This is a genomic window from Pseudomonas sp. 05N431 (genome assembly GCF_056397005.1).
Genome location: NZ_JBFTMN010000006.1, coordinates 1 through 13,069, shown reverse-complemented (window position 1 = coordinate 13,069; position 13,069 = coordinate 1). Strand labels below are relative to the sequence as shown.

The following is a 13,069-nucleotide window of genomic DNA, read 5'->3' as shown; positions in this document are numbered from 1 at the left end:
GTGACGCTTGCGTCGTGTATCAGGTACAATTCCCGGCTATTTTTCGGCGGGCTATGCCTGCAGCCTTTTTGAGTGTTGATCCGTGAGTGATTTGAGTCATATCCGCAATTTCTCCATCATCGCCCACATTGACCATGGCAAGTCGACTCTGGCCGATCGCTTCATCCAGATGTGCGGCGGCCTGGCCGAGCGCGAAATGGAAGCCCAGGTACTGGACTCCATGGACCTTGAGCGTGAACGCGGGATCACCATCAAGGCTCACAGCGTTACCCTGTATTACATCGCCCGTGATGGTATCAAGTACCAACTGAACTTCATTGACACCCCCGGCCACGTTGACTTCACCTACGAAGTCAGCCGGTCGCTGGCGGCCTGTGAAGGTGCGTTGCTGGTGGTCGATGCCGGCCAGGGTGTCGAGGCGCAATCGGTTGCCAACTGCTACACGGCGATCGAGCAGGGCCTGGAAGTGATGCCGGTCCTGAACAAGATCGACCTGCCACAGGCCGATCCGGACCGCGTAAAAGAAGAAATCGAAAAAATCATCGGCATCGATGCTACCGATGCAGTCGAGTGCAGTGCCAAGACCGGCCTGGGTGTCGATGAAGTGCTCGAGCGCCTGGTACACACCATTCCCGCGCCGACCGGCAACATCGAAGATCCGCTGCAAGCGTTGATCATCGACTCCTGGTTCGACAATTACCTGGGCGTTGTTTCCTTGGTTCGCGTGCGCCACGGCCGCGTGAAAAAGGGCGACAAGATCCTGGTGAAGTCCACCGGCAAGATCCACCTGGTCGACAGCGTCGGTGTGTTCAATCCGAAGCACACTGCTACCGTTGATCTGAAAGCCGGTGAAGTAGGTTTCATCATCGCCGGCATCAAGGACATTCACGGCGCGCCGGTAGGTGACACCCTGACCTTGAGCTCGACGCCAGACGTCGACGTGCTGCCAGGTTTCAAACGCATTCAGCCGCAGGTGTATGCCGGTCTGTTCCCGGTCAGCTCCGACGACTTCGAAGACTTCCGCGAAGCGCTGCAAAAGCTCACCCTGAACGACTCGTCGCTGCAATACACCCCGGAAAGCTCCGATGCCCTGGGCTTCGGCTTCCGTTGCGGGTTCCTCGGCATGCTGCACATGGAGATCATCCAGGAGCGCCTGGAGCGCGAGTACGACCTGGACCTGATCACCACCGCGCCGACGGTTATTTTTGAGTTGTTGCTGAAAACCGGTGAAACGATTTACGTCGATAACCCGTCCAAGCTACCGGATCTGTCGTCCATTGAAGACATGCGCGAGCCAATCGTTCGGGCAAATATTCTTGTGCCGCAGGAGCACCTGGGCAACGTCATTACCCTGTGTATCGAGAAGCGTGGCATTCAACACGATATGCTGTTCCTCGGTAGCCAGGTCCAGGTGACCTACGATTTGCCGATGAACGAAGTGGTCCTGGACTTCTTCGATCGTCTGAAATCCACCAGTCGCGGCTATGCTTCGCTGGATTACCATTTCGATCGTTATCAATCAGCTAATCTGGTGAAGCTGGATGTATTGATCAACAGTGAGAAAGTCGACGCCCTGGCGTTGATCGTGCACCGTGACAACGCGCACTACAAAGGTCGTGCGTTGACCGAGAAGATGAAAGAACTGATTCCGCGGCAGATGTTCGACGTGGCAATCCAGGCCGCCATTGGCGGGCAGATTGTGGCGCGGACAACCGTCAAGGCACTCAGAAAGAACGTATTGGCCAAATGCTACGGTGGTGACGTTAGCCGTAAGCGCAAGCTGTTGGAAAAGCAGAAGGCCGGTAAAAAACGCATGAAGCAGGTCGGCAACGTGGAAATTCCACAAGAAGCCTTCCTCGCTGTGCTCAGGTTGGATAGTTAGGTCCTATGTCACTAAATTTCCCGCTGTTGCTGGTCATCGCCGTTTTCGTTTGCGGTCTGTTGGCGTTGCTCGATCTGATCTTTCTGGCGCCGCGTCGGCGTGCCGCCATCAGCTCTTATCAGGGCAGCGTCGGCGAGCCGGACATGATGGTGGTCGAGAAACTGAACAAAGAACCGATGCTGGTCGAATACGGCAAATCGTTCTTTCCGGTGCTGTTCATCGTGCTGGTCTTGCGTTCGTTCCTGGTGGAGCCGTTCCAGATTCCGTCTGGTTCGATGAAGCCGACCCTGGACGTTGGCGACTTCATTCTGGTGAACAAGTTTTCGTACGGGATCCGCTTGCCGGTGCTCGATACGAAAGTCATCCAGGTCGGTGACCCGCAGCGTGGCGATGTGATGGTGTTCCGCTACCCGAGCGACCCGAACGTCAACTACATCAAGCGTGTAGTGGGCCTGCCGGGCGATCAGATTCGTTACACCGCCGACAAGCGCCTGTTCGTCAACGGTGAGTCGATCGCAGAGCAGCTGGTCGGCTCCGAGCCGGGTACGTTGGGCAGTGCCGAGCTCTACAAGGAAAAACTCGGCGCCGCCGAGCACCTGATCCGCAAGGAAATGAGCCGCTACCGTGCAACCCCGGACCATCAATGGACCGTGCCTGCCGGGCACTACTTCATGATGGGCGACAACCGCGACAACTCCAACGACAGTCGCTACTGGGATGATCCAAGTATTCCCAAGGATCTGCTGGGCATGGTTCCCGACAAGAATATCGTCGGCAAGGCCTTCGCAGTCTGGATGAGCTGGCCGGAACCCAAACTCAGTCACCTGCCGAACTTCTCGCGGGTTGGCCTGATCAAGTAATCACCCACGGCGCTGTTGAACACAGCGCCGAATGCATTTCTGGAGCCAGCAGAAGGTTGCCGCAGATGCATGAAGCCAACGATATTCAGGATGTAATTTTTGAACACAGCGTTAATTGTCCAAGAGCCTTGCAGCGTTGCTGTGATGGACGTCGACCACGAACTCAGCGTGGGTAAACCGTGAGCGTCTCTTTAAGCCGTCTCGAGCGTCAGCTCGGTTATACCTTCAAGGACCAGGAACTGATGGTTCTGGCCCTGACGCATCGCAGCTTTGCCGGGCGCAACAACGAACGCCTGGAATTCCTCGGTGATGCCATTCTCAACTTCGTCGCCGGTGAAGCGCTGTTCGACCGCTTTCCGCTGGCTCGCGAAGGCCAGCTGTCGCGTTTGCGCGCACGCCTGGTCAAAGGTGAGACGCTGGCGGTGTTAGCGCGTGGTTTCGACCTGGGCGAGTACCTGCGCCTGGGGTCCGGTGAGTTGAAGAGTGGCGGTTTCCGTCGGGAATCGATCCTCGCCGATGCCCTCGAAGCGCTGATCGGTGCGATCTACCTGGATGCCGGCATGGACATGGCGCGCGAACGCGTGCTGGCCTGGCTGACGTCCGAGTTCGACAGCCTGACGCTGGTCGACACCAACAAAGATCCAAAGACCCGCCTGCAAGAGTTCTTGCAGTCGCGTGCCTGTGAACTGCCGCGTTACGAAGTGGTAGATATCCAGGGTGAGCCGCATTGCCGGACGTTCTTCGTCGAATGCGAAATCACCTTACTGAACGAAAAAAGCCGAGGTCAGGGTGTGAGTCGTCGTATTGCCGAACAGGTAGCGGCCGCTGCAGCACTGATTGCCCTGGGCGTGGAGAATGGCCATGACTGATTCAACTGCAACTCGCTGTGGCTATGTCGCCATCGTCGGCCGCCCGAACGTGGGCAAATCCACGCTGCTGAACCATATCCTGGGTCAGAAGCTGGCGATCACCTCGCGCAAACCGCAAACCACCCGTCACAACATGCTCGGGATCAAGACCGAAGGCGATGTGCAGGCGATCTACGTCGACACCCCCGGCATGCACAAAGGTGGCGAGAAAGCCCTCAACCGCTACATGAACAAGACCGCTTCGGCCGCGTTGAAAGACGTCGACGTGGTGATTTTCGTGGTTGATCGCACCAAGTGGACCGAAGAAGACCAGATGGTGCTCGAGCGCGTTCAGTACGTGACCGGTCCGTTGATCGTGGCGCTGAACAAGACCGATCGCATCGAAGACAAAGCCGAACTGATGCCACACCTGAGCTGGTTGCAGGAACAACTGCCGAACGCACAGATCATTCCGATTTCGGCGCAGCACGGGCACAACCTCGACGCGCTGGAGCGGGTGATCGCCGGTCACCTGCCGGAAAACGATCACTTCTTCCCGGAAGACCAGATCACCGACCGCAGCAGCCGTTTCCTCGCCGCCGAACTGGTACGCGAGAAAATCATGCGCCAGATGGGCGCCGAGCTGCCATACCAGATCACCGTGGAAATCGAAGAGTTCAAGCAGCAGGGGAAAACCCTGCACATCCATGCGTTGATCCTCGTCGAGCGTGACGGTCAGAAGAAAATCATCATTGGCGACAAGGGCGAGCGGATCAAACGCATCGGCACCGAAGCGCGCAAGGACATGGAGCTGTTGTTCGACTCCAAGATCATGCTCAACCTTTGGGTCAAAGTGAAAGGCGGCTGGTCCGACGACGAACGCGCCCTGCGTTCGCTGGGTTACGGCGACCTGTAATCGCTTCACTTGGATAGACAAAGATCCAACTGTGGGAGCGAGCTTGCTCGCGATGAGGGCCTATATTCAACATTGATGTTGACTGACTGGCCGCTATCGCGAGCAAGCTCGCTCCCACAGTGGTTTTGGGTTGTTTGCAGAATTGCACATCGTTATTGAGAACCCTGACGTTCATGTCTCAAGCTCCCCTCGGCCAACCTGCCTACGTGCTCCATAGCCGTGCCTACCGCGAAAACAGCGCGTTGGTGGACTTCCTCACGCCGCAAGGTCGGCTGCGGGCGGTGTTGCGCAGTGCGCGGGGCAAGGCCGGAACGCTGGCGCGGCCATTCGTGCCGCTGGAAGTCGAGTTCCGTGGTCGCGGTGAATTGAAGAATGTCGGGCGCATGGAAAGCGCCGGCGTCTCGACCTGGCTCAATGGTGAAGCGCTGTTCAGCGGTCTCTACCTCAACGAACTGCTGATTCGCCTGCTGCCGTCCGAAGATCCTCATCCTGCGGTATTCGATCATTACGCCGCGACCTTGCTGGCCCTTGCCGAAGGGCGTCCGCTGGAGCCGTTGTTGCGTTCATTCGAATGGCGGCTGCTCGATGACCTGGGCTACGGCTTTGCGCTGAACGCGGATATCCACGGTGAACCAATCGCGCCCGACGGCCTGTACCGCTTGCAGGTCGATGCAGGTCTGGAGCGGGTCTACCTGTTGCAGCCCGGTCTGTTCAACGGTACCGAACTGCTGGCCATGGCCGACGCCGACTGGAGCGCGCCGGGTGCCTTGTCCGCCGCCAAGCGCTTGATGCGTCAGGCGTTGGCCGTTCACTTGGGCGGTCGCCCGCTGGTGAGTCGCGAGTTGTTTCGAAAGCCATAAGCCTGACGTGTATGCTGTGCACCGAACTTTCTCTTCTTCTGGAGCGCTTCCGTGACCACCAGCAATCGCATTCTTCTTGGCGTGAACATCGACCACGTTGCCACCCTGCGTCAGGCCCGGGGGACTCGTTACCCTGACCCTGTGAAAGCAGCGCTGGACGCGGAAGAGGCGGGCGCTGACGGCATCACCGTGCACTTGCGTGAAGACCGCCGGCACATTCAAGAGCGCGACGTGCTGTTGCTCAAGGACGTGCTGCAAACCCGCATGAACTTCGAGATGGGCGTCACCGAGGAAATGATGGCGTTCGCCGAGCGCATTCGTCCCGCACACATTTGCCTGGTCCCGGAAACCCGTCAGGAACTGACCACCGAAGGCGGTCTGGATGTGGCGGGGCAGGAAGCGCGGATCAAGGCGGCGGTGGATCGCCTGTCGAAAATCGGCTGTGAAGTGTCGTTGTTCATCGATGCCGACGAGCGCCAGATCGAAGCCTCGAAACGCGTTGGCGCACCGGCCATCGAACTGCACACCGGACGTTATGCGGACGCCGAAACACCGACTGCGGTGGCTGAAGAACTGAAGCGTGTGGCGGATGGCGTGGCGTTCGGTCTGACGCAAGGCCTGATCGTCAACGCCGGTCACGGTCTGCACTACCACAATGTCGAAGCGGTCGCGGCGATCAAGGGCATCAACGAACTGAACATCGGCCACGCGCTGGTGGCGCATGCACTGTTCGTCGGGTTCAAGTCGGCTGTTTCGGAGATGAAAGCGCTGATCCTCGCCGCAGCAAAAGCCTAAGCACCAAACACAAAACCCATGTGGGAGCGAGCTTGCTCGCGATAGCAGTCTTGCAGTCAACATCTTCGTTGAATGTTAAGACGCCATCGCGAGCAAGCTCGCTCCCACATTTGATTGGGGGTTGTCCTGATTAAAGCGGTGGGTTTTCTTCAGGCGGCTTGGTCTTGTCGATGCCCGGAACATGCAGGTTGCCTTGGGCGACCTGATCGCCCTCAAGCTGCGGCTGCGTGACCCACGTCAGGATGTCGTAGTAGCGCCGGATGTTCGCCACAAAATGCACCGGCTCACCGCCTCGGGCGTAGCCATAGCGGGTTTTGCTGTACCACTGTTTCTGCGACAGGCGCGGCAGGATCTTTTTCACATCCAGCCACTTGTTCGGATTCAGCCCTTCCTTGGCCGCGAGTTTGCGGGCGTCATCCAGGTGACCGCTGCCGACGTTGTAGGCCGCCAGCGCAAACCATGTGCGATCCGGCTCCTGGATCGAGTCGTCGAGTTGATCCTTCATGTAGGCCAGGTACTTCGCGCCGCCCATGATGCTTTGCTTGGCGTCCAGTCGATTGGACACGCCCATGGCCTGCGCGGTGTTCTGGGTCAGCATCATCAGGCCGCGAACACCGGTTTTCGAGGTGACCGCCGGTTGCCACAGCGATTCCTGATAACCAATTGCCGCGAGCAGTCGCCAGTCGACTTTCTCCTCCTTGGCCGAAGCCTTGAAGTGCTTCTCGTATTTGGGCAGCCGTTGCTGCAAGTGCTGGGCGAAGGTGTAGGCGCCCATGTAGCCGAGTACATCGACATGCCCGTAATAGCGGTCTTTCAGCCGTTGCAGGGTGCCATTCTTCTCGGCCTTGTCGAGGAAGTCGTTGATCTCGTTGAGCAGGCTGTTGTCATCACCGGCGGCGACCGCCCAGCTCTGGTTGCTGGCGTCGCCCAGGTCGAAGGCGACCCGCGCGTTAGTGAAGTACACCTGGTTCATCGCGACTTCGTTGGAGTCGACCAGTGTCAGATCGATCTGACCTTCATCAACCATGCGCAGCAGGTCAACGACCTCAACCGCGTCGGATTCTTCGTATTCAATGCCGGGGTATTTCTTTTTCAGCGCGGCCAGTTGGTCGGCGTGGGTGCTGCCCTTGAGCACCATGATTGTCTTGCCGACCAGATCGGCTGCCGAGGTCGGCCGGGACTGGCCATTGCGGTAGATGATCTGTGGGGTGACTTCCAGATACGAGTGGGAAAACCGCACTTGCTGTTTGCGTTTCTCGCTGCCGACCAGACCGGCGGCAGCCAGCACCGGGCCGCCAGGTTTGCCTAACTGACCGTACAGGTCGTCGAGGTTGTCTGCGGTTTCGATCTTGAGTTTCACCCCCAGATCGTCGGCGAAGCGCTTCACCAGCTCGTATTCGAAGCCGGTTTCACCGTTGCGATCCTGAAAGTAGGTGGCGGGACTGTTGCGTGTAACCACACGCAGCACGCCATCCTCCTTTACGCGCTCCAGTGTGTTGGGTTTATCAACACAGCCACTGAGCATCAGGAAGAGTCCGGTTGCGATGAGCCATTTGGCGAATCGCGGACGCAAAGCCGTTGGGGAAAACATCTGCGCAGTATACGCAAAGGACCACGGCCGCCATATCTCGACAGCAAAGGGCTTGTCTGCTAGAGCGTGCAAAACCCGGCGCAAGCCCGCAAGAACGGGCGCTCAGGCCGGAATGTGATAACCAAAATAACCCCCGGCACGGACCTTGATGAGCATGGATTGCCGGATTTGAGCCCCGGGCCGACGTTCGGACAATACCGGGTGTAGCGTTTCGGGTGCTGTCTCGGGCGGTTTAGGCTAGAATGCACGGCCTCAAAGCACACCCCCTTCCGAGGCTGTCCCGAAGATGTTGATCCTGCGCGGCGCTCCTGCCCTTTCTGCCTTTCGCCACAGCAAACTCCTTGAGCAACTGAGCCAGAAGGTTCCGGCTGTCAGTGGCTTGTATGCTGAATTCGCTCACTTCGCCGAAGTCACCGGCGTCCTGACCGGCGACGAACAGCAGGTGCTAGCGCGCCTTCTGAAGTACGGTCCCAGCGTTCCGGTACAAGAGCCGGCCGGCCGTCTGTTCCTGGTGTTGCCACGTTTCGGCACCATCTCGCCCTGGTCGAGCAAGGCCAGCGATATCGCCCGCAACTGTGGCCTGGCGAAAATCCAGCGCCTGGAGCGCGGTATCGCTTTCTACGTGACCGGTGAATTCACCGATGCACAAGCACAGCTGATCGCCGACGGTCTGCACGACCGCATGACCCAGATCGTGCTGGAAAACCTCGAACAGGCTGCTGGCCTGTTCAGTCACGCCGAACCGAAGCCGCTGACGGCAATCGACGTTCTGGGCGGCGGTCGCGCCGCGCTGGAAAAAGCCAACGTCGAACTGGGCCTGGCCCTGGCCGAAGACGAGATCGACTACCTGGTCAACGCCTTCATTGGCTTGAAGCGCAACCCGCACGACATCGAACTGATGATGTTCGCCCAGGCGAACTCCGAGCACTGCCGTCACAAGATCTTCAACGCCAGTTGGGACATCGACGGCGAGAGCCAGGAAAAAAGCCTGTTCGGCATGATCAAGAACACCTACGTGATGCACAGCGAAGGCGTTCTGTCGGCTTACAAGGACAACGCTTCGGTCATCGTCGGCAGCGTGGCTGGCCGTTTCTTCCCGGACCCTGAGACCCGCCAGTACGGCGCGGTGCAGGAACCGGTGCACATCCTGATGAAAGTCGAGACGCACAACCACCCGACCGCGATTGCCCCGTTCCCGGGCGCATCCACCGGTTCCGGTGGCGAGATCCGCGACGAAGGCGCTACCGGTCGCGGCGCCAAGCCAAAAGCTGGTCTGACCGGTTTCACCGTGTCCAACCTGCAAATCCCGGGCTTCGAACAGCCGTGGGAAGTGCCGTACGGCAAACCCGAGCGCATCGTTACCGCGCTGGACATCATGATCGAAGGCCCATTGGGCGGCGCTGCATTCAACAACGAATTCGGCCGTCCGGCGCTGACCGGTTACTTCCGTACCTTCGAACAATCCATCACCACCCCGCGTGGCGATGAAGTGCGCGGTTACCACAAGCCAATCATGTTGGCCGGCGGCATGGGCAACATTCGTGAGGAACACGTCAAGAAAGGCGAAATCCTCGTGGGCTCCAAGCTGATCGTGCTCGGTGGCCCGGCGATGCTGATTGGTCTGGGCGGCGGCGCGGCTTCCTCCATGGCCACCGGCACCAGCTCGGCCGATCTGGACTTTGCTTCGGTACAACGCGAAAACCCGGAAATGGAACGCCGTTGCCAGGAAGTCATCGACCGTTGCTGGCAACTGGGCGACAAGAACCCGATCAGCTTCATCCACGACGTGGGTGCGGGCGGTCTGTCCAACGCCTTCCCGGAATTGGTCAACGATGGCGACCGTGGTGGCCGCTTCGAACTGCGCAACATTCCAAACGACGAGCCGGGCATGGCCCCGCACGAAATCTGGAGTAACGAATCCCAGGAACGCTACGTTCTGGCGGTCGGCCCGGCCGACTTCGAACGTTTCAAGGCGATCTGCGAACGTGAGCGTTGCCCGTTCGCCGTTGTCGGCGAAGCGACTGCCGAGCCGCAACTGACTGTCACCGACAGTCACTTCGGCAACAGCCCTGTGGATATGCCGCTCGAAGTGCTGCTGGGCAAAGCCCCGCGCATGCACCGTTCGGCTGTTCGTGAAACCGAACTGGGCGACGATTTCGATCCGTCGACACTGGCCATTGCCGATTGCGTCGAACGCGTTCTGCATCACCCGGCCGTGGCCAGCAAAAGCTTCCTGATCACCATTGGCGACCGTACCATCACCGGCCTTGTGGCCCGTGATCAGATGGTCGGTCCGTGGCAGGTTCCAGTGGCTGACGTTGCCGTCACCGCCACCAGCTTCGACGTCTACACCGGTGAAGCCATGGCCATGGGCGAGCGTACTCCGCTGGCACTGCTGGACGCTCCGGCGTCGGGCCGCATGGCTATCGGCGAAACCCTGACCAACATCGCGGCCTCGCGCATCGGCAAGATCTCCGACATCAAACTGTCGGCGAACTGGATGTCGGCTGCCGGACACCCGGGCGAAGACGCGCGTCTGTACGACACTGTGAAAGCGGTCGGCATGGAACTGTGCCCGGAACTGGGCATCACCATTCCGGTGGGCAAGGACTCGATGTCCATGGCCACTCGCTGGAATGACGAAGGCGTCGACAAGACGGTGACTTCGCCAATGTCCCTGATCGTGACCGGTTTCGCGCCAGTGACTGACATCCGTCAGACCCTGACCCCGCAACTGCGCATGGACAAGGGCACCACCGACCTGATCCTGATCGATCTGGGCCGTGGCCAGAACCGCATGGGCGCTTCGATCCTCGCGCAGGTTCACGGCAAGCTCGGCAAGCAGGCACCGGACGTCGATGACGCCGAAGACCTGAAAGCCTTCTTCGCGGTGATCCAGGGCCTCAACGCCGACGGTCACCTGCTGGCTTACCACGACCGTTCCGACGGTGGTCTGCTGACCAGCGTGGTGGAAATGGCCTTTGCCGGCCACTGCGGTCTGAGCCTGAACCTCGACGGTCTGGCAGAAACCTCGGCCGACATCGCCGCGATCCTGTTCAACGAAGAACTGGGTGCTGTCATCCAGGTTCGTCAGGACTCGACGCCGGATATCCTTGCGCAGTTCAGCGCCGCAGGTCTGGGCGACTGCGTGTCGGTGATCGGCCAGCCGATGAACAACAGCGAGATCAGCATCACCTTCAACGGCGACACCGTGTTCGAAGGTCAGCGTGGTCTGCTGCAACGTCAGTGGGCTGAAACCAGCTACCAGATCCAGCGTCTGCGTGACAACGCCGACTGCGCCGAGCAAGAGTTCGACGTGCTGCTGGAAGAAGACAACCCTGGCCTGAGCGCCAAGCTGAGCTACGACGTGAACCAGGACGTCGCCGCGCCTTACATCAAGAAAGGCATTCGCCCACAGGTTGCCGTACTGCGTGAGCAGGGCGTCAACGGTCAGGTGGAAATGGCAGCAGCGTTCGACCGCGCCGGTTTCAATGCGATCGACGTGCACATGAGCGACATTCTGGCCGGCCGTGTCGACCTGAACGAGTTCAAAGGTCTGGTGGCGTGCGGTGGCTTCTCCTACGGTGACGTACTGGGTGCCGGTGAAGGCTGGGCGAAATCGGCGCTGTTCAACAGCCGTGCTCGCGATGCGTTCCAGGGCTTCTTCGAACGTACCGACAGCTTCGCCCTCGGCGTGTGCAACGGTTGCCAGATGATGTCCAACCTGCACGAGCTGATCCCGGGCAGTGAATTCTGGCCGCACTTCGTGCGCAACCGTTCCGAGCAGTTCGAAGCCCGTGTGGCGATGGTTCAGGTTCAGGAATCGAACTCGATCTTCCTGCAGGGCATGGCCGGTTCGCGTATGCCGATCGCCATCGCTCACGGTGAAGGTCATGCCGAGTTCGCCAGCGAAGAAGCCTTGCTGCAAGCCGATCTGTCGGGTTGCGTGGCGATGCGTTTCGTCGACAACCACGGCAAGGTTACCGAGCGCTACCCGGCCAACCCGAACGGCTCGCCGCGCGGGATCACCGGTTTGACCAGCCGTGACGGTCGCGTGACCATCATGATGCCGCACCCGGAGCGGGTGTTCCGCGCCGTGCAGAACTCGTGGCGCTCGGAAGAGTGGAACGAAGACGCGCCGTGGATGCGTATGTTCCGTAATGCTCGTGTGTGGGTGAACTAAGCGCCGTGTACAAGCTCAGTTTTTTTGTTCCTCAGAGCCATGTTGAGGTGGTCAAGGGTGCTGTGTTCGCTGCCGGTGGTGGGCGGATCGGTGCCTATGATCACTGTTCGTGGCAGGTGCTTGGGTTGGGTCAGTTTCGGCCTTTGGACGGTAGTCAGCCGTTTATTGGTCAGGCGGGGCTGGTCGAGCAGGTGGAGGAGTGGAAGGTTGAGCTTGTGGTCAGCGATGAGTTGATTGGTGTTGTGGTGGCGGCTCTGAAGCAGAGTCATCCCTATGAGACGCCGGCTTACGAGGTATGGCGGTTGGAGGATTTCTGATCTTCCCGCCGTTGAAATGAGAAACCCGCTGAAGTGTTTTCAGCGGGTTTTTTATTGCCCGGGATTCCATGAATGTACTCGTTCCACTGTGGGAGCGAGCTTGCTCGCGAAGACGGCCTGACAGCCGACCCATCTCCCGCAGATGTACACCAATCAAAACTGTGGGAGCGGGCTTGCTCGCGAAGACGGCCTGACAGCCGACCAATCTCCCGCAGATGTACACCAATCAAAATGTGGGAGCTGGCTTGCCTGCGAAGGCGGCCTGACAGCCGACCAATCTCCCGCAGATGTACACCAATCAAAACTGTGGGAGCGGGCTTGCTCGCGAAGACTGCCTTACAGCCGACCCATCTCCCGCAGATGTACCCCAATCAAAATTGTGGGAGCTGGCTTGCCCGCGATGGCGGCCTAACAGCCGACCCATCTCCCGCAGATGTACACCAATCAAAATTGTGGGAGCTGGCTTGCCTGCGAAGGCGGCCTGACAGCCGACCCATCTCCCGCAGATGTACATCAATCAAAAATGTGGGAGCTGGTTTGCCTGCGATGGCGGCCTAACAGCCGACCCATCTCCCGCAGATGTACCCCAATCAAAAATGTGGGAGCGGGCTTGCTCGCGAAGGCGGCCTGACAGCCGACCAATCTCTTGCAGGTGTACATATCCATTTCTGCGGTAACGGCCACTTAGGGTTTCGCCCTGACGGCGACTCACTTTTCCAGACGCCGAAAAGTAAGCAAAAGGCTTCGCCCCAAGCGTACGGCACCTCGCCTAGGCTCGGCGTCCCCTCACTCCGGTGTCCATCAGGGGGCATCGCCT

9 protein-coding genes are annotated in these 13,069 nt (G+C 59.3%); 8 read left to right on the top strand and 1 reads right to left on the bottom strand.

The genetic code is table 11. The features are described from left to right. Positions 1-82: 82 nt before the first annotated feature. The 6 genes from lepA (at position 83) to pdxJ (ending at position 6,161) form a co-directional block, all read left to right on the top strand. The gene (gene lepA / locus AC1DIG_RS12670; protein ID WP_427534419.1) at positions 83-1,882 is read left to right on the top strand and encodes a translation elongation factor 4; all 1,800 of its coding nucleotides are present in this window, start codon (positions 83-85) and stop codon (positions 1,880-1,882) included. Between the two features lie 5 nt (positions 1,883-1,887). Then, entirely contained in the window at positions 1,888-2,742 is an 855-nt protein-coding gene (lepB, locus tag AC1DIG_RS12665) for a signal peptidase I (protein ID WP_477767582.1), read from the top strand. Positions 2,743-2,921: 179 nt separating this feature from the next. Continuing rightward, a complete protein-coding gene (gene rnc, locus AC1DIG_RS12660; protein WP_019691997.1) occupies positions 2,922-3,611 on the top strand; it encodes a ribonuclease III in 690 nt (229 codons plus the stop codon). Next, complete coding sequence (gene era / locus AC1DIG_RS12655) at positions 3,604-4,506, top strand: GTPase Era (protein WP_054593873.1); 903 nt, start codon at positions 3,604-3,606, stop codon at positions 4,504-4,506. Before rnc ends, era begins: the two co-directional genes overlap by 8 nt. A 173-nt stretch (positions 4,507-4,679) precedes the next feature. Further along, on the top strand, positions 4,680-5,366 hold the full coding sequence (gene recO, locus AC1DIG_RS12650) for a DNA repair protein RecO (protein ID WP_477767581.1): 687 nt from the start codon (positions 4,680-4,682) through the stop codon (positions 5,364-5,366). Between the two features lie 51 nt (positions 5,367-5,417). Continuing rightward, positions 5,418-6,161 carry a pyridoxine 5'-phosphate synthase gene (pdxJ, locus tag AC1DIG_RS12645; RefSeq protein ID WP_477767580.1) on the top strand — a complete coding sequence of 248 codons (744 nt, stop codon included), beginning with the start codon at positions 5,418-5,420 and terminating at the stop codon, positions 6,159-6,161. 130 nt (positions 6,162-6,291) lie between these two features. Here the strand turns inward: pdxJ and mltF are convergent, their stop codons facing one another. After that, the gene (mltF, locus tag AC1DIG_RS12640) at positions 6,292-7,752 is read right to left on the bottom strand and encodes a membrane-bound lytic murein transglycosylase MltF (RefSeq protein ID WP_477767579.1); all 1,461 of its coding nucleotides are present in this window, start codon (positions 7,750-7,752) and stop codon (positions 6,292-6,294) included. A gap of 286 nt (positions 7,753-8,038) precedes the next feature. On the opposite strand from mltF, the gene purL reads away from it, so the two are divergent. Together purL and AC1DIG_RS12630 are read left to right on the top strand one after the other, a co-directional pair. After that, entirely contained in the window at positions 8,039-11,935 is a 3,897-nt protein-coding gene (purL, locus tag AC1DIG_RS12635; RefSeq protein ID WP_477767578.1) for a phosphoribosylformylglycinamidine synthase, read from the top strand. A gap of 5 nt (positions 11,936-11,940) precedes the next feature. Further along, the gene (locus AC1DIG_RS12630; protein ID WP_054593868.1) at positions 11,941-12,252 is read left to right on the top strand and encodes a YqfO family protein; all 312 of its coding nucleotides are present in this window, start codon (positions 11,941-11,943) and stop codon (positions 12,250-12,252) included. Positions 12,253-13,069: the final 817 nt, after the last annotated feature.